Annotated in this window: 17 protein-coding genes, 1 tRNA gene and 1 pseudogene; 15 read left to right on the top strand and 4 right to left on the bottom strand. The window is 59.3% G+C overall.

The features are described 5' to 3' along the window. Nucleotides 1–147 precede the first annotated feature (147 nt). Nucleotides 148–396 (top strand): BON domain-containing protein, encoded by a 249-nt coding sequence (locus QE453_RS17595; RefSeq protein WP_003522642.1) that lies wholly within the window; start codon nt 148–150, stop codon nt 394–396. Between the two features lie 60 nt (nt 397–456). Here the strand turns inward: QE453_RS17595 and QE453_RS17590 are convergent, their stop codons facing one another. Together QE453_RS17590 and QE453_RS17585 are read right to left on the bottom strand one after the other, a co-directional pair. Beyond that, nucleotides 457–939, bottom strand: a complete 483-nt coding sequence (locus QE453_RS17590) for a DUF192 domain-containing protein (protein ID WP_244404891.1) — start codon at nt 937–939, stop codon at nt 457–459. Next, on the bottom strand, nt 939–1,517 hold the full coding sequence (locus QE453_RS17585) for a cold-shock protein (protein WP_004442353.1): 579 nt from the start codon (nt 1,515–1,517) through the stop codon (nt 939–941). The genes QE453_RS17590 and QE453_RS17585 overlap by 1 nt, the downstream gene beginning before the upstream one ends. 192 nt (nt 1,518–1,709) lie before the next feature. On the opposite strand from QE453_RS17585, the gene QE453_RS17580 reads away from it, so the two are divergent. Then, nucleotides 1,710–2,150, top strand: coding sequence for a VOC family protein (locus QE453_RS17580; RefSeq protein WP_045533768.1), 441 nt, complete (start codon nt 1,710–1,712; stop codon nt 2,148–2,150). A gap of 157 nt (nt 2,151–2,307) precedes the next feature. Beyond that, entirely contained in the window at nt 2,308–3,570 is a 1,263-nt protein-coding gene (locus QE453_RS17575) for a D-Ala-D-Ala carboxypeptidase family metallohydrolase (protein WP_309777596.1), read from the top strand. Nucleotides 3,571–3,936: 366 nt separating this feature from the next. Here the strand turns inward: QE453_RS17575 and QE453_RS17570 are convergent. Further along, a tRNA-Lys gene (locus QE453_RS17570) sits at nt 3,937–4,012 on the bottom strand. A 280-nt stretch (nt 4,013–4,292) separates the two neighbouring features. On the opposite strand from QE453_RS17570, the gene QE453_RS17565 reads away from it, so the two are divergent. After that, entirely contained in the window at nt 4,293–5,039 is a 747-nt protein-coding gene (locus tag QE453_RS17565; protein WP_004442349.1) for a cytochrome c biogenesis CcdA family protein, read from the top strand. A gap of 34 nt (nt 5,040–5,073) precedes the next feature. Then, nucleotides 5,074–6,012: an AEC family transporter gene (locus tag QE453_RS17560; RefSeq protein WP_004442347.1), complete on the top strand. Its 939-nt coding sequence runs from the start codon at nt 5,074–5,076 to the stop codon at nt 6,010–6,012. Here QE453_RS17560 and QE453_RS17555 read toward each other — a convergent pair. Next, nucleotides 5,996–7,204, bottom strand: a complete 1,209-nt coding sequence (locus tag QE453_RS17555; protein ID WP_309777595.1) for a UbiH/UbiF family hydroxylase — start codon at nt 7,202–7,204, stop codon at nt 5,996–5,998. The two genes, QE453_RS17560 and QE453_RS17555, sit on opposite strands and share 17 nt — an antisense overlap. Nucleotides 7,205–7,413: 209 nt before the next feature. Between QE453_RS17555 and pcsA the strand changes: the two genes are divergently transcribed. The 10 genes and pseudogenes from pcsA (at nt 7,414) to QE453_RS17505 (ending at nt 18,789) form a co-directional block, all read left to right on the top strand. After that, nucleotides 7,414–8,139, top strand: a complete 726-nt coding sequence (gene pcsA / locus QE453_RS17550) for a phosphatidylcholine synthase (RefSeq protein WP_006698811.1) — start codon at nt 7,414–7,416, stop codon at nt 8,137–8,139. 212 nt (nt 8,140–8,351) lie between these two features. Then, a complete protein-coding gene (locus QE453_RS17545) occupies nt 8,352–9,911 on the top strand; it encodes an ABC transporter ATP-binding protein (protein WP_309778180.1) in 1,560 nt (519 codons plus the stop codon). After that, nucleotides 9,901–10,992: an ABC transporter permease gene (locus QE453_RS17540; RefSeq protein ID WP_309777594.1), complete on the top strand. Its 1,092-nt coding sequence runs from the start codon at nt 9,901–9,903 to the stop codon at nt 10,990–10,992. Before QE453_RS17545 ends, QE453_RS17540 begins: the two co-directional genes overlap by 11 nt. Continuing rightward, the gene (locus QE453_RS17535) at nt 10,992–11,912 is read left to right on the top strand and encodes an ABC transporter permease (RefSeq protein ID WP_004442337.1); all 921 of its coding nucleotides are present in this window, start codon (nt 10,992–10,994) and stop codon (nt 11,910–11,912) included. The genes QE453_RS17540 and QE453_RS17535 overlap by 1 nt, the downstream gene beginning before the upstream one ends. Before the next feature lie 35 nt (nt 11,913–11,947). Beyond that, nucleotides 11,948–13,021 carry a BMP family ABC transporter substrate-binding protein gene (locus QE453_RS17530; protein ID WP_004442334.1) on the top strand — a complete coding sequence of 358 codons (1,074 nt, stop codon included), beginning with the start codon at nt 11,948–11,950 and terminating at the stop codon, nt 13,019–13,021. A 298-nt stretch (nt 13,022–13,319) separates the two neighbouring features. After that, a complete protein-coding gene (locus tag QE453_RS17525; protein WP_006698813.1) occupies nt 13,320–14,057 on the top strand; it encodes a FadR/GntR family transcriptional regulator in 738 nt (245 codons plus the stop codon). A gap of 222 nt (nt 14,058–14,279) precedes the next feature. Continuing rightward, nucleotides 14,280–15,679 (top strand): annotated as a pseudogene (gene glmU, locus QE453_RS17520) (bifunctional UDP-N-acetylglucosamine diphosphorylase/glucosamine-1-phosphate N-acetyltransferase GlmU). Between the two features lie 102 nt (nt 15,680–15,781). Then, nucleotides 15,782–17,608, top strand: coding sequence for a glutamine--fructose-6-phosphate transaminase (isomerizing) (gene glmS, locus QE453_RS17515; protein WP_004442330.1), 1,827 nt, complete (start codon nt 15,782–15,784; stop codon nt 17,606–17,608). Beyond that, a complete protein-coding gene (locus QE453_RS17510) occupies nt 17,605–18,108 on the top strand; it encodes a GNAT family N-acetyltransferase (protein WP_184285591.1) in 504 nt (167 codons plus the stop codon). The genes glmS and QE453_RS17510 overlap by 4 nt, the downstream gene beginning before the upstream one ends. 12 nt (nt 18,109–18,120) lie before the next feature. Then, nucleotides 18,121–18,789, top strand: coding sequence for a DUF502 domain-containing protein (locus QE453_RS17505; RefSeq protein ID WP_004442327.1), 669 nt, complete (start codon nt 18,121–18,123; stop codon nt 18,787–18,789). Nucleotide 18,790 lies beyond the last annotated feature (1 nt).

Here is an 18,790-nt window from a genome sequence, read left to right as displayed (position 1 = left end):
CACGAAATGGTTCCCGATCACCTAAAATGTGATCGATTGGGGGGTTCCAATTTTTCAAGATGAATGGAAGATGAACAAATAGATGAACCGGAGATGAACAAAACCGCCACCAAAGGCGTTGTAATGTCCATAAGAAGGAGAACACATATGTTCAATCTGTCAGGTATTCAGGAAAGCTTCTTTGGTGACCGGATGGCAGGCGTATGCCAGGCCATTACCTCGGCACTCGCCTTCGAATCAGGTCTCGAAAAGTCGCGCATTTCCGCCACTGTCGAAAATGACGTGATCTATCTGGAAGGCACGGCTGATTCGGTCGAGGCGATCGACATCGCCATCAACCTTGCCGCTTCCATTTCCAACTGCAGGATTCTGAGTCATATAGAGCCGGTCTACTGAACATTGCGCCAGCCGGGCGAAACATCGTCCGGCTCATTCAGACGCAATAACGCGGCAACGTCACTTCCGGTTGCCAATTTGCGCGCTGCGCACAATATCGCCAGGCTTGATGCCGTAACGTTTCGCAGCGCCGCCATTCAGTTCTAGCACGAATTTCACTGGCCCGCGGGAGCTGATGATGGCTTCCGAATGTGGAACCGCGTTCTCGTGGATGTGGGTGATGCGGCCGTCACGGCCAATGAAAAGCATGTCGAGCGGAATAAGCGTGTTCCGCATCCACATGGCGACATCACGCGGTTCACCGAAATTGAACAACATGCCGTTTTCCGGTGGCATGCTCTTGCGGAACATCAGGCCCTGTTCGCGCTGGGCATTGTTCAGCGCCAGTTCCACAGAGAAATCATGGCTTTTTCCCCCGGCCGTTTCAATCTGCAGCGGTTCGGAGGTGAATGTCTGCTGTTGCTGGGCCTGGGCGGCGCTGGCCAGCGTGAAAAAAAGAAGCGCCATAACGGCGCTCTTCACTATATCGGGCAGGGCGGGCATCAATGCGACATCCCGATCGAAACCGGGTTGTCCGGGTGGATTTCCGCGGCCATCAGGCCTTTGTCGCCATCGCCATAACGCACCAGCACAACCTGCCCGGGGCGAAGTTCGGTCAGGCCGAAACGGCGCAGTGTCTCCATATGCACGAAAATATCTTCCGTTCCTTCGCCACGCGTCAGGAAACCGAAACCCTTGGTGCGGTTGAACCACTTGACGATGGCGCGCTCCAGTCCGCTGGACGGCGTCACCTGCACATGGGTGCGCACCGGCGGCAGCTGCGAGGGGTGAACGGCGGTAGACTGATCCATGGAGAGAATGCGAAATGCCTGAAAGCCACGGTCGCGCCTCTGGATGAGGGCGACAATGCGCGTGCCTTCAAGGATCGTCTGGTAACCGTCGCGGCGCAGGCAGGATACATGCAGCAGCACATCCTGTGTGCCGTTGTCGGGCACGATGAAACCGAAACCCTTGGCGACATCGAACCACTTCACGACGCCGGTGATCTCGGTCAGGTCCACGGCATCGCCCGAAAGGTCCTCGACATCGACTATCGTTTTCGATGACATCCTATCAGCCATATCCTGCCAACCCCTCGATTACGCGCCATACACCGGTCAACTGATTCCTGTGCGCCAGATTAACATCTTGGTAACGGTTTCACGCAAGCCCTAGTTTTTGATTTACGCAGCTGCTTTTATGTCGCCGTCCTTGTCCGGGGCTTGCGATCATGCGTTTAACGGCTTCGGACCCGTGTAATGGAGAGGAATAAAATGCGGTATCTGCACACGATGGTTCGCGTCAAAGACCTTGGCGAATCACTTAAATTCTATGTCGACCTGCTCGGCCTCGCCGAAATACGCCGAATCGAGAACGAAAAAGGCCGCTTCACTCTGGTGTTTCTTGCAGCTCGCGACGACGTTGCTGCGGCGAAGGAAAACAAGGCGCCGTGCCTCGAACTCACCTATAACTGGGATAGCGAAGATTATACCGGCGGCCGCAATTTCGGTCACCTCGCTTATGAGGTCGATAATATCTACGACTTCTGCGCGCATCTGCAGCAGAACGGCATCATCATCAACCGGCCACCGAGAGACGGGCATATGGCCTTCGTACGTTCACCGGATGGTATTTCTTTCGAAATTTTGCAGAAAGGCGAAAGCCTCGCACCAGCCGAACCGTGGATATCTATGCAGAATACCGGTTCCTGGTAGGGATTTTCCGGTGAGCAGCAGCGTTTTCGGGCGCTCTTGCCTTGTCCTGAGGGGATGAGGCATAGTCCGCGAATCGAAACGGCCAGTCCCGTTTTGGGGGAAGCACACGATTCCGTTCCCGTGCTGCTGTTGGAAATAAAAGATACGGAGGCCACCCATGAAAACTGTCGAGGGCGCAAAGGGACGCGTTTCTTGTCGGCGTCTCGTCATCGCGGTTTCGTTGCTGGGGCTTTCCGGATGCGTTTCGGCGGTGACCGACGAGGAGATGGCCGCCACTGCCAAAAAGCCGGAAGTTGCCGGACAGCAGAAGCAGCAGACGGCCGCAACTGCTGCACCGGCGGCCGGTGCGCAGCAGGGGCATTATGTGGATCCCGCCGTGGCGTCAGCGGCTGGCGCGACCACGGCTCCGGCGCAGCATCAGGCAGCGGGCGGTCCGGCACAGGGTTACGGCGCTGCCGCCGATATCGCCGGACGGACGACGCAGCCAACGGGAATTTCCGCTGGAACATCAAGCATCTATTCTACCGCATCCGCAGTGCCTTCCCCGGCCGCCACGGCGCCCGGCGCGGCCGCGGCGGGCGTGCCTTCCCAGAAAATCACACCTGCGCTCAGCAGCGTTTACTCCGCCCCTGTGCAGGCGGCGCAACCGCAGCCGGTATCCGCGCCTGTTGCTGTGCCGTCAGCCGTGCAGGTACCGGAGCAGCACAGCGAGAACCGCCAGCCCGCTGCCGTGCCGGTCCCACAAACCGCATCGGAACAGCTTGCTTCGGTGCAGCCCGCGACCAGTGCCGCCATGGGCGACGAGAAGCAGGAAGGCGAAGGCAAGGGCGTCACGCTTGCAGCATTTTTCGCCGGTGCAGCCAAGAAGCGCCTGCCGAAAATGATCGAAAGCGGTTCGGCAGGTGGCACGCAGGTGGCCGCACTTCCGGGAGCGGCGGACAAGACGATGGGTATTGCGCTCTCCGGTCGCTCGATGATGTCCGACGAATTCGACGACGCTCATCTCGATGAAGAGGACGATGAACCCACCGGGCTGATGAAGCTTGCCTCGCTCTCCGGCCTGACCCGCGTCGCGCCGAACGGGCTTTTCCTGCAGACAGATCGCGTTGAAGTCGGTTGTTTCAAGCCGGAGCTCATCAGCATGATCAAGGATGTGGAGCGACACTATAACAGCCCGGCCATTGTCACCTCGGGCTACCGTCCGCCAAAGGGAATAAGGCAGGGTTCAAAACATTATACCTGCGATGCGGCCGACATACAGATCAAGGGTGTCTCCAAGTGGGAACTCGCAACCTATCTGCGTTCCCTGCCGAACCGCGGGGGTGTCGGCACCTATTGCCATACCGAATCGGTCCATATGGACACCGGTGAACCGAGAGACTGGAACTGGCGCTGCCGCCGTACCGCCGCGCGGAAGTGATGCGACCATTCCTTGCCGGCTTACAGCCACGGCACTCCTGACGATGGACAGTGGAGCGTGACCGTGGACGCAACGTTCCCATTGTTGTAGGACGCGGCGGTTCATTGTTTCCCGGTTATGGTGCCTTGCGAAATGCAGCCTGTGTCCAATTTGCCCGTCTACATTTACCCGACTGAGGCGGCTGCCAGCTTATCTTCCAGCTTCTATGACAATATAGCACGTTACATCTACGCGTACCGCTAGGCGTCCGTGTTGGCGACGCTTTTATTTCCTGTATTGATGTTGGAAACGCTTTGAACACCCGGCGGGATCATTGCCTGCCGATTGAGTAAGTCCATGGAAATAAATACGAAAAATATTGTGAGGTGGTGAGAGCGCAGGGATTCGAACCCTGGACCTACTGATTAAAAGTCAGTTGCTCTACCGGCTGAGCTACGCTCTCCCGTGGCGGGCTTGGCTGCCCTTCGGAAGTGCGCGGAACATATGTAGAGCGATCCGTTCGGTCAACCCAAAAAAAGCGCTTTCGGCGATCAATCCGGTTTTTTTTGTCGCACCCCCGAAAAGGTGATTGGCGAGAGGGGGCGGCCGGGGATAAAACCGGCGTCAAGTGTGTCTGCCTGGCGGCTGAAATCGTTTTGCGGCAATGACATGCGTGAAAATGAAGCGTGAAGCGGTGGCGGCTCTCAAGAATCGCGGCGGCTTTGCGGGATGCGGAGTTTCTCTTGTCGATTGCCGATATTTCCCTGTTCAGCGCGCTTTTGGCTGGCGCTCTTTCGTTTCTGTCGCCCTGCGTTCTGCCGCTGGTGCCGCCTTATCTCTGTTATATGGCGGGTGTGTCGGTCGAGCAGTTCAGGACGGAAGACGCGGCACCACGGCCGGAGATTCGCAGGGCCGTTCTGTTTTCGGCCGTCTTTTTCACACTCGGTTTTGCCACCGTCTTCGTGGCGCTGGGCGCGGGCGCCTCGACGATAGGCACGCTTCTGCGCCAGAATCTCGACATTCTCGCCAAGATCGGCGGTTTCATCATCATCCTGATGGGCCTGAATTTCCTGGGCGTGTTCCGTATCGGCCTGTTTTCGCGCGAGGCCCGGTTTCAGGGCGCGGGCAAGCCGGCGACGCTGTCCGGAGCCTATATCATGGGACTCGCCTTCGCCTTTGGCTGGACGCCCTGCATCGGCCCGGTTCTTGGCGCGATTCTCGGCGTTGCTGCTTCACGCGACACGGTCGGCGACGGCGCAATGTTGCTTGCGGTTTATTCTCTTGGCCTTGCGGTACCGTTCTGGATCGCGGCGGCGTTTTCCGGCTCCTTCATGCGTTTCCTCGTCCGCTTCCGTCGCCATCTCGGCCTCGTGGAAAAGCTGCTCGGCGTGTTGCTGGTGCTCACCGGCCTCGCTTTCATATCCGGTTTTATCACCAATGTGGCGATCTGGTTCCAGGAGACCTTTCCGATCCTGATGCAAATCGGCTAAGCCTCCCGCTGGAGTTGCTTGCGGGGGAGACATAGTGACTGACATCGTGGGATTGCTGTTGCCGTTTTTCGGCCTCATCTTGATCGGCTACGGCGCTGCGCGCATCACGAAACAGCCGGTCGAGGCGATGGGCTGGCTGAACACCTTCATCATCTACGCGGCGCTGCCGGCGCTGTTTTTCAAGCTGGTGTCGAAAACGCCGGTGGAAGAACTGGCGCGGATGGATTTCGTTGCCGCCAGCCTCGTCTGTACCTATGGCATTTTCTTGGTTGTGTTCCTGATCGGTCGTTTTGTCCGGAAAAACAGCCTCGCGGAAACGACGATCCAAAGTTTCGCGGCAAGTTACGGCAATATCGGCTATATGGGCCCGGGCATTGCGCTTCTGGCGCTCGGCGAAAAGGCGGCGGTGCCTGTGGCGCTCATCGTCTGCCTCGAAAACGCCGCGCATTTCATTGTCGCGCCGGCGATGATGGCCGTTGCAGGCGGCGACAAGCGTTCCCCGGCGAAGCTTGCGCTGGATGTGGCTCGCAAGGTCATCACCCATCCCTTCATCGTATCCGTCATCGCCGGTTTCCTGGCCGCTTCGCTGTCATGGCAACCGCCGGAGGCGGTGCAGCGGCTGGTGGATTATCTGGCGCAATCAGCCGCACCCTGTGCGCTGTTTGCAATGGGCGTGACGCTGGCCCTTCGGCCGATGAAGCGGGTGCCGGTGGAGATCAGCTACATCGTGCCGGCAAAACTCATCCTGCATCCGCTCGCCGTTTATCTCGTGTTGTCGTCGCTCGGGCGATTCGAGCCGGTGTGGATCTATTCCGCCGTGCTGCTGGCTGCTTTGCCGACCGCGACGAATGTCTTCGTCATCGGCCAGCAATATCATGTGTGGCAGGAGCGGGCGTCGGCGACGATCCTGATTTCGACGGTGCTGTCGGTTCTCACGCTGACGGGCGTGGTTTATTTCATCCAGCCTTTTTGAAGCTGCCGAACAGCAGTGAGGGCAGGGCCTTCAGGCCCCGGCCGGGTTCGATGCCTTCGCGCATGACAATGCTTCGGAGCGTGCCGACGCCGGAAAGTACGTGCAGGCCGGCTGCGCGCGCCATCTGGATGGGCAGGAAATCCGAAAGCAGCGAGCGGTTCAGGAGATCGACGCTCAGTGTGCGGCTATAGACATCCGCCCGCCGCCTGCGGTCGAAGCTGCTGCCGGCATCGGCCGCAATGGGGCGGGCGGAAACGGCGCTCAGCAATTCCGTCAGTGAGATGATGTCGCGCAGGCTGAGGTTCAGTCCCTGTGCGCCGATGGGCGGAAAACCATGTGCCGCCTCGCCGATCAGGGCGACGCGGCCCTTGCCGAAGCGATGGGCGGTCATGGAAGAGAGCGGCCATGCCTGGACGCTATCCTCGACGGTAACGGCGCCCAGCATGGACTGCATGCGTTCCTCGACCCGAAGGCTCAGCGCTTCCAGTGGCAGGGCAGTCAGTTCTTCCGCCTGTTGCGGGGTGACGACCCAGACGAGGCTGGAGCGGTTGCCGGGAAGGGGAACCTGCGTGAAAGGGCCGGTGGGCGTGTGGAATTCCGTCGAAACATTTCCATGCTGTCGGCTGTGGCCGAAGTTCAAAACGACGGCGGTCTGCGGATAGGACCAGGATTTCACGCCGATGCCGGCTGCATCCCGGACCATTGACTTCCTGCCATCTGCCCCGATGAGGAAATCGGCAGAGAGCGTTTCGCCGTCCGCAAGCGTCACCGTCACGCGGTCGTCGCCGATATCGATCGCCTCGGCGAAGGTGTCGAGGCGGACAATATTGTGTTCCTGCTCCACCGCTTCGCTGAGAACACCGAGCAAGGCCTCGTTGGGGATGTTCCAGCCAAATGCATCCAGGCCGATTTCGGAGGAACGGAACTGCACTGTCGGCGCTCGCAACAGACGGTCGGTTCCGTCTATGATCTGCATGGTGGAAAGGCGGGCGGCCAAAGGCGCGATGCGTGACCACAGGCCGAGACGGTCCAGGAAGCGGATAGACTGGTCCATCAGCGCCGTGGTGCGCCGGTCCTTCCTGTCGGTGGAAGGTGCTACGAGCGCCACGTGGCGACCCGCCCGTGCCAGTGCGATGGCCGCGATCTGACCCGCAAGTCCTGCACCTGTTATGGCGATATCGAAGTGTCTCATGGTCCTGATCCGTTGTTATTTCCAGAGCATCATAAAGGCTTTGCATCGGCAAATCCACTTCCGGCCGGGAACATCCGGTTGTGAAGATTCATTGGGTCTGCCGCCACATTAGTCTTAGGATAAGCCGACTGAGCCGGTTGCAAAGCGTGGTGAATGGCCGCATACCGGAATAAGTAGGGCGGATGAAAAGCGGGGCGCAGACGCTGACCATGAAAATTTTCAACTACAAGCGTGTTCCCTATGCGGAAATCCGCGCCTTTTCCGTTCATATTCTAACGGCGTCCGGTTCCTTTCTTGCCTTCCTTGGCGTCGTCGCTGCTTCCGAGCACCGTTTTGTCGATATGTTCTGGTGGCTTGGTCTTGCGCTGCTGGTGGATGGGATAGACGGCCCTATCGCCCGGAAGGTCCGGGTCAAGGAAGTGCTGCCAAACTGGTCGGGCGATACGCTCGACAACATCATCGATTACGTGACCTATGTGCTTCTGCCTGCCTTCGCGCTCTATCAGAGCGGCATGATTGGAGAGCCATGGTCCTTTGTGGCGGCGGGCATGATCGTGGTGTCCAGTGCTATCTACTATGCCGATATGGGGATGAAGACCGACGAATATTTCTTCTCGGGCTTCCCCGTGGTGTGGAACATGGTGATCTTCACGCTCTTCGTGATGGATGCCAGCGCCACCACCGCCATGACAGTCGTGACTGTTTCGGTGTTCCTGACATTTCTGCCGATCAATTTCCTGCATCCCGTGCGGGTGAAGCGGCTGCGGTCCCTTAATCTTCTTGTCGTGGCCATCTGGTGCGCCCTTGGTGGTTATGCGCTGCTGATGCATTTCCAGACGCCGACATGGGCGGTGGTGGGGTTCGTGGCGAGCGGCATCTACCTGTATTGCATCGGAGGAATTTTACAGTTTTTCCCAACGCTCGGCGCGAAATGATGAAGAGGTAAAGCCGTTTATTGCTTGTGCAAATCGCATTTAAGCAGCTTCTTTTTCAGTTGTGCGCAGCAGCAAAACCGTTATCAATAAGTTCTGATCACGTATCATTGCATACTTTTTGGTGCGGGATTGGGAACAATGACCGCGACCGTCTGAAACGCCTCGAAGAAGGCATGGACGGTTGGTGAGAGAGGGAACTCGTGACTGGAACTTTGGCGCCGGAGGCCGTGCCTCTCCTGTCCGTTCGCAAGCTGACCAAGCTGTTCGGCAATTTCGCCGCCTGCAACGGTATCGATCTCGATATTGCGCCGGGTGAAATCCATGCGCTCCTGGGTGAAAACGGCGCGGGTAAATCCACGCTCGTCAAGATGCTGTTCGGCGTTCTCGCACCGACCGAGGGCGGAATCATCTGGCAGGGTGAGCCGGTTTCGGTGGGTTCGCCAAGCGAAGCCCGCAGGCTCGGCATCGGCATGGTCTTCCAGCATTTTTCGCTGTTCGAGGCGCTGACGGTTGCCGAGAACATTGCCCTGTCGCTCGATCCGAAAATTTCATTGAAGGAAATCGCCAGGGAAGCGGAGACCCTGTCGCGCGCCTATGGCCTGCCGCTCGACCCCAATGCGCATGTGGCCGATCTTTCGGTCGGCGAGCGCCAGCGCATCGAAATTGTCCGTGCTCTGCTGCAGAACCCGCGCCTTATCATTCTTGACGAGCCGACCTCGGTTCTGACGCCGCAGGAGGCCGACAAGCTTTTCGAGACGCTGGAGAAGCTGAAGGCCGAAGGCCGTTCCGTGCTTTATATCAGCCATCGTCTCGAAGAGGTTCAACGCATCTGCGACCGCGCCACGGTTCTGCGCCATGGTAAGGTGACCGGTGCCTGCGATCCGCGCCGGGAGACGCCGGCATCGCTGGCGCGCATGATGGTGGGCAGCGATGTCGCCAGTGTGTCGCGCGCGACGGGCGAAGCGCTGGGTGCGCCGCAGATCGAAGTCATGGGGCTTTCGGTCGCGCCGCGCACGCCGTTCGCCGTGGCATTGAAATCGATTTCGATGACCGTGCGCGCCGGGGAGGTGCTGGCGATCGCCGGGGTCGCGGGAAACGGGCAGGGTGAGCTGTTCGACGCGCTTTCGGGGGAATACCCGGTTTATAATAACGATGCGATCCATCTCCGCGGCAAGCCGGTCGGCCGGATCGGCATCAACGGTCGCCGGCTGATGGGGGCGGGTTTCGTACCGGAAGAGCGCCATGGCCACGCCGCCGTTCCCGGAATGAGCCTCTCCGACAATCTGTTGCTCGCGCGGGCCCGCTCCGATCGCAAGGCGTTCCTGACCGGCGGTTTCCTGCGTATTGTCAGGGGTTCGGCCATCAGGGCAGCGGCGCGGCGCATATCTGAAACCATGGATGTGCGCAAAAGCGGGGCCGATCCGCTGGCAGGGTCGCTCTCAGGCGGCAATCTGCAGAAGTTCATCGTGGGACGCGAGCTCGACCGCCAGCCGGCCGTGCTTGTCGTCAACCAGCCGACGTGGGGCGTGGATGCGGGTGCTGCAAGCCGCATCCGTCAGGCACTTGTCGATCTTGCCAAGTCGGGCTCGGCGGTCATCGTCATCAGTCAGGACCTGGATGAAATCTTTGAAGTCGCCACCAATATCGCGGTCATCTCCGACGGCAAGCTTTCCGAGGCCCATCCGGTGGAGGAAATGACGCTCGAAAAGATCGGCCTGTTGATGGGCGGCATTCACACGACACATTCGGGAGCCGCCCAGCATGCGCATTGAGCTTGAAAAACGCGCAGGGGTTTCCCGGCTTTTTACATTTCTTTCTCCGCTTCTGGCGCTGGTGCTGACCCTGCTGGTCGGTGCTGTCATGTTCGCCATGCTCGGGAAGAACCCGGCCCATGCGCTTTATGCCTTCTTCGTGGAACCATTGCTCGAAGTCTGGTCCCTGCACGAGCTGGCGATCAAGGCCGCGCCGCTGATCCTGATCGGTGTCGGCCTGTCGATCTGTTATCGCTCCAATAACTGGAACATCGGAGCGGAAGGGCAATTCACCATCGGTGCGATTACTGGCTCCATACTGCCGGTTCTTTATCCGGACTGGCATTCGCCGCTGCTTCTGCCGCTCATGCTGGTGATGGGAGCTCTCGGCGGGGCGCTCTATGCGTGTATTCCCGCTCTCCTGAAGACGAAGTTCAATACCAACGAAATCCTCGTCAGCCTGATGCTGGTCTACGTTGCACAGCTTTTCCTCGACTGGCTGACGCGCGGAATCTGGCGTGATCCGGGCGGTTATAATTTCCCGCAGACCAAGCCGTTCAACGATAGCGCCGTGTTGCCGGAGATGCTGGCATCGGGCCGGGCGCACTGGGGCTTCGTTTTCGCCATTGTCGCGGCGATCGCGCTGTGGTTCATGATGCGCTACATGCTGAAGGGCTTCGAAGTCACCGTGCTTGGCCAGTCGGCCCGGGCAGGGCGATTTGCCGGTTTCTCGTCGAGCCGCATGGTGTGGTTTTCGCTGCTGCTATCGGGCGCGCTGGCCGGTCTTGCGGGCATTTCGGAAGCCTCCGGCTCCATCGGCCACCTCCAGCCCAGCATTTCGCCGGGCTATGGTTTTACAGCCATCATCGTCGCGTTTCTCGGCCGTCTTAACCCGCTTGGCATTATCCTGTCGGGGCTGGTGCTGGCGCTGACCTATCTCGGCGGCGAGGCGGCGCAGCTTTCGATCGGTGTATCGGACAAGGTCACGCGCGTGTTCCAGGGGCTGATGCTGTTCTTCGTGCTCTCCTGCGATACGCTCATCTTCTATCGCATCAAGGTCGTTTTTGCCGGCAAGGCGCATCACAAGCAGGGAGCGGCATGATGGACATGCTTCAGGCCATTCTCCTCACCGTCATCACCGCCGCGACGCCGCTCGTCATAGCCGCCTCCGGCGAACTGGTGGTGGAGCGATCCGGTGTGCTCAATCTCGGCGTCGAAGGCATGATGATCATGGGTGCGGTCTGCGCTTTCGCGACCGCCCATATGACGGGCTCGCCCTATCTCGGCATTCTGGCCGGCATTGCTTCGGGTGCGGTTTTTTCGCTGCTGTTCGGTTTTCTGACATTGACGCTGGTCACCAATCAGGTGGCGACGGGTCTTGCGCTCACCATTCTGGGCCTCGGCGTATCCGGTATGCTGGGCGAAAGCTTCGTTGGCCTGCCAGGCGTCAAGCTGCAGCCGATCGTCTTTCCCGTTCTGTCGGACATACCCTTCATCGGCCCGCTGCTCTTCCGGCAGGATCTGATCTTCTACCTTTCCATAGGGCTGGTGGCCGGCATAGGCTGGTTCCTGTTCAAAAGCCGGGCGGGCCTGAAGATACGCGCCATCGGCGATAGTCATGCCTCGGCCCATGCGCTCGGGATCAACGTCATACGCACACGCTATCTGACTGTCATGTTCGGCGGTGCCTGTGCCGGTCTCGCTGGCGCGCAGCTTTCGCTGGTTTATACGCCGCAATGGGTGGAAAACATGTCGGCCGGGCGTGGCTGGATTGCGCTGGCACTTGTTGTCTTCGCGTCCTGGCGTCCATGGCGGGTGCTCGCCGGCGGTTATCTGTTCGGCGCCGTCACCATCGGGCAATTGCACGCGCAGGCCTTCGGCATCGGGGTGCCGTCGCAGCTTTTGTCGGCGCTACCTTACCTTGCAACTATTGTCGTGCTGGTCATCATCTCGCATAATCGCCGCACGACGTTGATCAATACACCGGCATCGCTGGGCAAGTCCTTCGTACCGGACAGGTAAAGCATTCTCACGTCTCCAAACCAACAGGGGTAAAAATGAAAAAACTGGTCATCGCACTTGCCGCTTCCATCGCGGCGCTGGGAGGCGTTGTTTCCTCCGCTGAAGCCGCCGACGCCAAGAAGGTCTGCTTCATCTATGTCGGTAGCCGCACCGATGGCGGCTGGACGCAGGCGCATGATATCGGCCGCGAAGAGCTGCAGAAGCACTTCGGCGACAAGATCGAAACGCCGTTCCTCGAAAGCGTTCCGGAAGGCCCGGATGCTGAACGCGCCATCGAGCGCATGGCCCGCTCCGGCTGCGAACTGGTGTTCACCACCTCCTTCGGCTTCATGGATGCGACCGTGAAGGTTGCCCAGAAATTCCCTAAGGTGAAGTTCGAGCACGCAACCGGCTTCAAGACGGCCGAAAACGTCGCGACCTACAATTCGCGTTTCTATGAAGGCCGTTACATTCAGGGCCAGATCGCCGCGAAAATGTCGAAAAAGGGCGTTGCCGGTTACATCGCGTCCTTCCCGATCCCGGAAGTGGTGATGGGCATCGACGCCTTCGTTCTCGGCGCGCAGTCCGTTAATCCCGAATTCAAGGTCAAGGTCGTCTGGGCCAACACCTGGTTCGACCCCGGCAAGGAAGCCGATGCCGCCAAGGCGCTGATCGACCAGGGCGTCGATATCCTGACGCAGCACACCGACACGACGGCACCGATGCAGGTTGCAGCCGAGCGCGGCATCAAGGCATTCGGCCAGGCCTCCGACATGATCAAGGCCGGTCCTGAGACGCAGCTGACCGCGATCAAGGATACCTGGGGCGCTTATTACATCAAGCGCACGCAGGCTCTTCTCGATGGCACCTGGAAGTCGGAATCGGTCTGGGACGGCCTGAAGGACGGTATCCTGACCATGGCGCCCTACACCAACATGCCTGACGACGTGAAGAAGATGGCCGAGGACACCGAAGCCAAGATCAAGTCCGGCGAACTGCACCCCTTCACCGGCCCGGTGAAGAAGCAGGACGGCTCGGAATGGCTGAAGGCTGGTGAAAAGGCTGAGGATAAGGTCCTGCTCGGCCTCAACTTCTACGTTGCCGGCGTGGACGACAAGCTGCCGCAATAATCTGCGTTGTGGGACAGGGTGTCATCCTCGGCCTTGACCCGGATGATACTCGCCATGTCTATGGATCCTCGCCTGAAGGGCGAGGATGACGTGGGAAATTGCGTTCGCAAAGATCGGGGCTGTACATCGACGCATGTGCAGCCTTGCTTATTTTCATGGGTTTTATTGCGTAGATGAAGTTTGCCTTTGCTTTTCCGGCAACTTGATGTCTTTCACTATATTCTGACTGAAGATACACGTCTGGCGCGATTTTTAAAATCGCCAACCGAACGGAAGGACATGGCACTTGCAGCGCGGAATGCTCGATGCGGCGATCGGTCTACGAAAGCTGCGGACAAATCATGCACAGGTCGTTCACAAGCTCGGTCTCGACATCGTGTCCGGCAACTTCAGGACCGGCGACATCCTGCCAGGCGATGCGGAGCTGATGGAGCGGCTTAAAGTTTCGCGCACCGTGCTGCGCGAAGCGATGAAGACGCTGACGGCCAAGGGCATGATTTCCCCCAAGGCGCGGATTGGTACGCGGGTGACGGAGCGCGAAAGCTGGAACATGTTCGACAGCGAAGTGCTGCTATGGCACTTCGAGGCCGGCGTCAGCGATGAGTTCCTGCTGCATCTCTACGACATCCGCAAAGCCTTCGAACCCTATGGCGCCGGGCTTGCCGCCATCAGGGCAAAGGATGCGGATATCGCAAAGCTTGCCGCCTATGCCAATGAGATGGGCAATACTGCTTATTCGAAAGAAAAGCGCGCGCTCGCGGACATGAATTTCCATGTCCTCATCACCGAAATGTCGGGCAACCCGTTCATGCGCACCGTTGGTTCGCTGATAAAGGCGGCTCTGGCGGGCATTTTCCGGATGAGCAATCCGGACACCGATCCCAATGAAATTTCCGATGTTTCAGCTTCGCACCTGAAGCTCGTGGAAGCCTTTCGTCTGCATGACGAGGCCGCCGCGCGTCGCGAGATGGAAAGATTGATTGAGAACGGTCGCCAGCAGGTACTGGAATTCACTGCCCGCAACTCCCGGCGATAAATCAGACGGTGGGAGCAGGATGTGATCCCGCTCCAATCACGTTTGATGAAAACCGGTGCGGAAATTTGGTGCAGATTTGCATGGTTTCTTAAGCGGGCCGCCGTTATAGCAATCCGGAATGAAATTACCGATGCGCCCGTCCGTTTTGCCGGACGGCGCAAAGTCAAACATGTGCCGCTGTATCGGCTGCCAGGCAGTCGCCGACGGGGTGTTGGAGGTCTTATGGAGCGCAGCTCTCTAGCCGTTATTCTCGCAGCGGGCGACAGCACGCGCATGAAGTCGTCGAAATCCAAGGTGCTGCATCCGGTCGCCGGCCGTCCGATGATTGCGCATGTGGTCGAGGCGGTGGCTGGATCGGGCGTGGGCACGGTGGCGCTCGTCGTCGGACGTCGCCGACAATGTTGCCACGGCAGCGAGGTTGCGGACGTGACGCCGACAATGTTGCCACGGCAGCGAGCCTGCCGGGACTTCAGGTTGAGACTTTTCTTCAGAAGGAACGCAAAGGCACCGGCCATGCCGTGCTTGCCGCACGTGCGGCAATCGAACGCGGCTTCGACGATCTCATCATCGCTTATGGCGACGTGCCGCTCATTACCTCCGCCACGCTCGACCGGGCCCGCGAGGCCATTGCTTCCGGCGCCGATGTCGCGGTGATCGGTTTTCATACCGACCGGCCCACGGGTTATGGCCGGCTGCTGGTCGAGAATGGCGAGCTGGTGGCGATCCGCGAGGAAAAGGATGCGACCGACGAAGAGCGCAGGGTGACCTGGTGCAATAGTGGTCTGATGGCGATCAATGGCCGCAATGCCCTTGATCTGCTCGACCGGATCGGCAACGGCAATGTGAAGGGCGAATATTATCTGACGGACGTGGTCGAAATCGCCCGGTCGCTCGGCCGCCGCGCCGTCGCCATCGATGCACCGGAAACAGAACTGGTCGGCTGCAACAACCGCGCCGAACTGGCCTTTATCGAAAAGCTCTGGCAGGAGCGCCGCCGCCATGAATTGATGGTCGACGGCGTATCGATGATCGCGCCTGAAACCGTCTTCCTCTCCTTCGATACGACGATCGGTCAGGACGCGCTGATCGAGCCCAATGTCGTTTTTGGTCCCGGCGTGACGGTCGAACCGGGTGCCGTGATCCATGCCTTCTCACACCTCGAAGGCGCGCATGTCGCGGAAGGTGCCACTGTTGGTCCCTATGCCCGGCTGCGACCGGGGGCCAACCTGCACGCCAACTCCAAGGTGGGTAATTTCTGCGAGGTCAAGAAGGCCGAGATCGGCGAGGGGGCCAAGGTCAATCATCTCACCTATATCGGCGACGCCTTCGTTGGCGCGGGCAGCAATATCGGTGCCGGCACCATCACCTGCAATTATGACGGTTACAACAAGGCTGAGACGCGGATCGGCGCGAACAGCTTCGTTGGTTCCAACTCGTCGCTGGTTGCTCCCGTGACGATTGGCGAGGGGGCCTACATCGCCTCCGGCAGCGTCATCACCGATGACGTGCCCGATGATGCGCTGGCTTTTGGGCGTGCGCGCCAGGAGGTGAAGCCGGGCCGCGCAACCGCGGTGCGCGAGCGGGCGAAGGCGCTGAAGGAAGCGAAGAAAAAGTCGTCTTGAAGGACGTTACGAAGCGATACCGAAAGTGACCGGCGCCATAATTGCGGATTGCACGGGAAAGATTAGAAGTTTCGGCGAAAAGATCGCCGTCTGGAGATATATATGTGCGGAATTGTCGGAATTGTCGGAACTGAGCCCGTTGCTGAACGGCTTGTCGATGCACTGAAGCGTCTCGAATATCGTGGCTACGATTCAGCCGGCGTTGCAACGATCGACAATGGCGCGATGGATCGCCGCCGTGCCGAGGGCAAGCTCTTCAATCTGGAAAAGCTGGTGTCCGAAAAGCCGCTTCCGGGCGTGGTCGGCATCGCGCATACACGCTGGGCGACTCACGGCGTGCCGAACGAAACCAACGCTCACCCGCACTTCGTCGATGGCGTGGCCGTCGTCCATAACGGCATCATCGAAAACTTCGCCGAACTGCGCGAAGAACTGACCGCCGAGGGCGCGACCTTCACCACCCAGACCGACACCGAGGTGGTGGCGCAGCTTCTGGCGAAATACACCCGCGAGGGTCTTGGTCATCGTGAGGCTATGCTGAAGATGCTGAACCGTGTCACAGGCGCCTATGCGCTGGTGGTGATGTTCAAGGACGATCCCGGTACGCTGCTTTCGGCGCGCTCCGGCCCGCCGCTTGCCGTCGGTTATGGCCGCGGAGAAATGTTCCTGGGTTCCGACGCCATTGCGCTTTCGCCCTTCACCAACGAGATCACCTATCTGGTGGATGGCGACTGCGCCATCGTGACCCGGCAGGGTGCTGAGATCATCGATTTCTCCGGCAAGCCGGTGAAGCGCGAGCGGCAGATATCGCAGGCGACGGCCTATGTCGTCGACAAGGGAAACCATCGCCACTTCATGGAAAAGGAAATCTACGAGCAGCCGGAAGTCATTTCCCATGCGCTCAGCCATTATGTGGATTTCGCCTCCAAGACCGTGAAAGAGGCCGATAAAGCCATTGATTTCGCTAAGCTTTCCGGACTTGCGATCTCCGCCTGCGGCACGGCTTATCTTTCGGGCCTGATCGGCAAATACTGGTTCGAGCGTTATGCGCGCCTGCCGGTGGAGATCGATGTGGCCTCCGAGTTCCGCTATCGTGAAATGCCACTTCAGCCAACGCAGGCGGCGCTCTTCATCTCGCAATCGGGCGAGACAGCCGATACGCTGGCATCGCTGCGCTATTGCAAGGAAAGCGATCTCAAGATCGGCGCCATCGTCAATGTGCGGGAATCGACCATTGCCCGGGAATCGGACGCCATCTTCCCGATCCTTGCCGGACCGGAAATCGGCGTCGCTTCCACCAAGGCCTTCACCTGCCAGCTTGCGGTGCTTGCTTCGCTCGCCATTGCCGCCGGCAAGGCGCGCGGCACGCTGAAGCCTGGTCAGGAAAAGGAACTTGTGCAACATCTGATCGAGATGCCGCGCATCATGAGCCAGGTGCTCAACATCATCCAGCCGCAGATAGAGGGCCTGTCGCGCGATCTGTCGCGCTTCAAGGACGTGCTTTATCTCGGCCGGGGGACCAGCTTCCCGCTGGCGCTGGAAGGCGCGCTGAAGCTCAAGGAAATTTCCTATATTCACGCCGAAGGTTATGCTGCCGGCGAGTTGAAGCACGGCCCCATCGCGCTGATCGACGAGAACATGCCCGTGATCGTGATTGCACCGCATGATCGTTTCTTCGAAAAGACCGTCTCCAACATGCAGGAGGTTGCCGCCCGCGGCGGCCGTATCATCTTCATCACGGATGAGAAGGGAGCTGCCGCTTCCAAGCTCGACACCATGGCGACGATCACGCTGCCGACCGTCGACGAACTGATCGCACCGATGGTCTTCTCGCTGCCCATTCAGCTGCTGGCCTATCACACCGCCGTTTTCATGGGTACGGATGTCGACCAGCCGCGCAACCTTGCAAAATCGGTCACGGTGGAATGATCATCCGGCCGGAGCGCCAGGGTGACGAAGAGGCGATTGCCCGCGTTACGGAAGAAGCCTTCCGTAACGTCGACCATAGCGACAAGACCGAACATCTGATCGTGGCGCGGCTGCGGGAGGCCGGTGCGATCACGGTTTCGCTCGTGGCCGAAGACAGCGAAGGGATCGTCGGCCATATCGGCTTTTCGCCCGTGACACTTTCAAGCGGCGACAGCGGCTGGTTTTGCCTTGCGCCTCTTTCGGTGACGCCGGAACGGCAGGGCGAGGGTATCGGCTCCCGGCTGGTGCGTGAAGGGCTTGGTGCGCTTGATCGGCTGAGCGCATCGGGATGTGTCGTTGCCGGCGATCCCGATTATTATGGACGCTTCGGTTTTCGCGCCGTCGAAGGCCTAAGCGCTATGGGGATTCCTGACGAATATTTCACAGTTCTTCGCTTGCATGGGGGAACGCCATCCGGCATTGTCAGTTTTCATCCGGGTTTCGATAGCGACAGCGCTTAACGCGAACGGTAAATGACCGACATTCCTCCCAAAATTTCCTTTGCGACACGGTTGCGCAACAGCTTCCTGACGGGCGTTCTGATCCTCGCACCCGTCACCATTACCATGTGGCTGGTGTGGAGCTTCCTGCAATGGGCGGATAGCTGGGTGAAGCCCTATATTCCCGCCCGTTACGATCCCGAGCAATATTTCGATGTGGCCATTCCCGGCTTCGGCCTGCTGATCGCTGTCATCGGCATCACCCTCATCGGCTTTCTCGGCAATAACCTGATCGGGAAATGGATTGTCGGCGTCGGTGAATCCATCCTCAACCGCATGCCGTTGGTGCGGCCGATCTATAAAAGCATCAAACAGCTGTTCGAATCCGTCCTGAAGGAGCACTCGAACTCCTTCAAGAAGGTTGGCCTGATCGAGTTCCCGTCGTCAGGCACATGGGCGATGGTGTTTGTGGCTTCCGAGGCAAAGGGCGAACTCGCCCATCGCTTCAACGAGATGGGCCAGCAGATGGTCGCCGTCTTCCTGCCGCCTACACCGGTGCCGACGGCGGGTTTCCTGCTGTTCGTGCCCAAGGACAAGATCGTGATGCTGGACATGACCCCAGAGGATGCGGCGAAGCTGCTGATCTCGGGTGGTCTTGTGGCGCCGGATTTCAAGCCGCCGAAGATGATCGCGCCGGTCTAAT

Source organism: Agrobacterium sp. SORGH_AS_0440, from assembly GCF_031453135.1.
In the GTDB taxonomy this organism is placed as follows: Bacteria; Pseudomonadota; Alphaproteobacteria; order Rhizobiales; family Rhizobiaceae; genus Agrobacterium; species Agrobacterium pusense.
The sequence above is the reverse complement of the archived record's forward strand: the minus strand, read 5'-3'. Positions and strand labels throughout refer to the sequence as shown.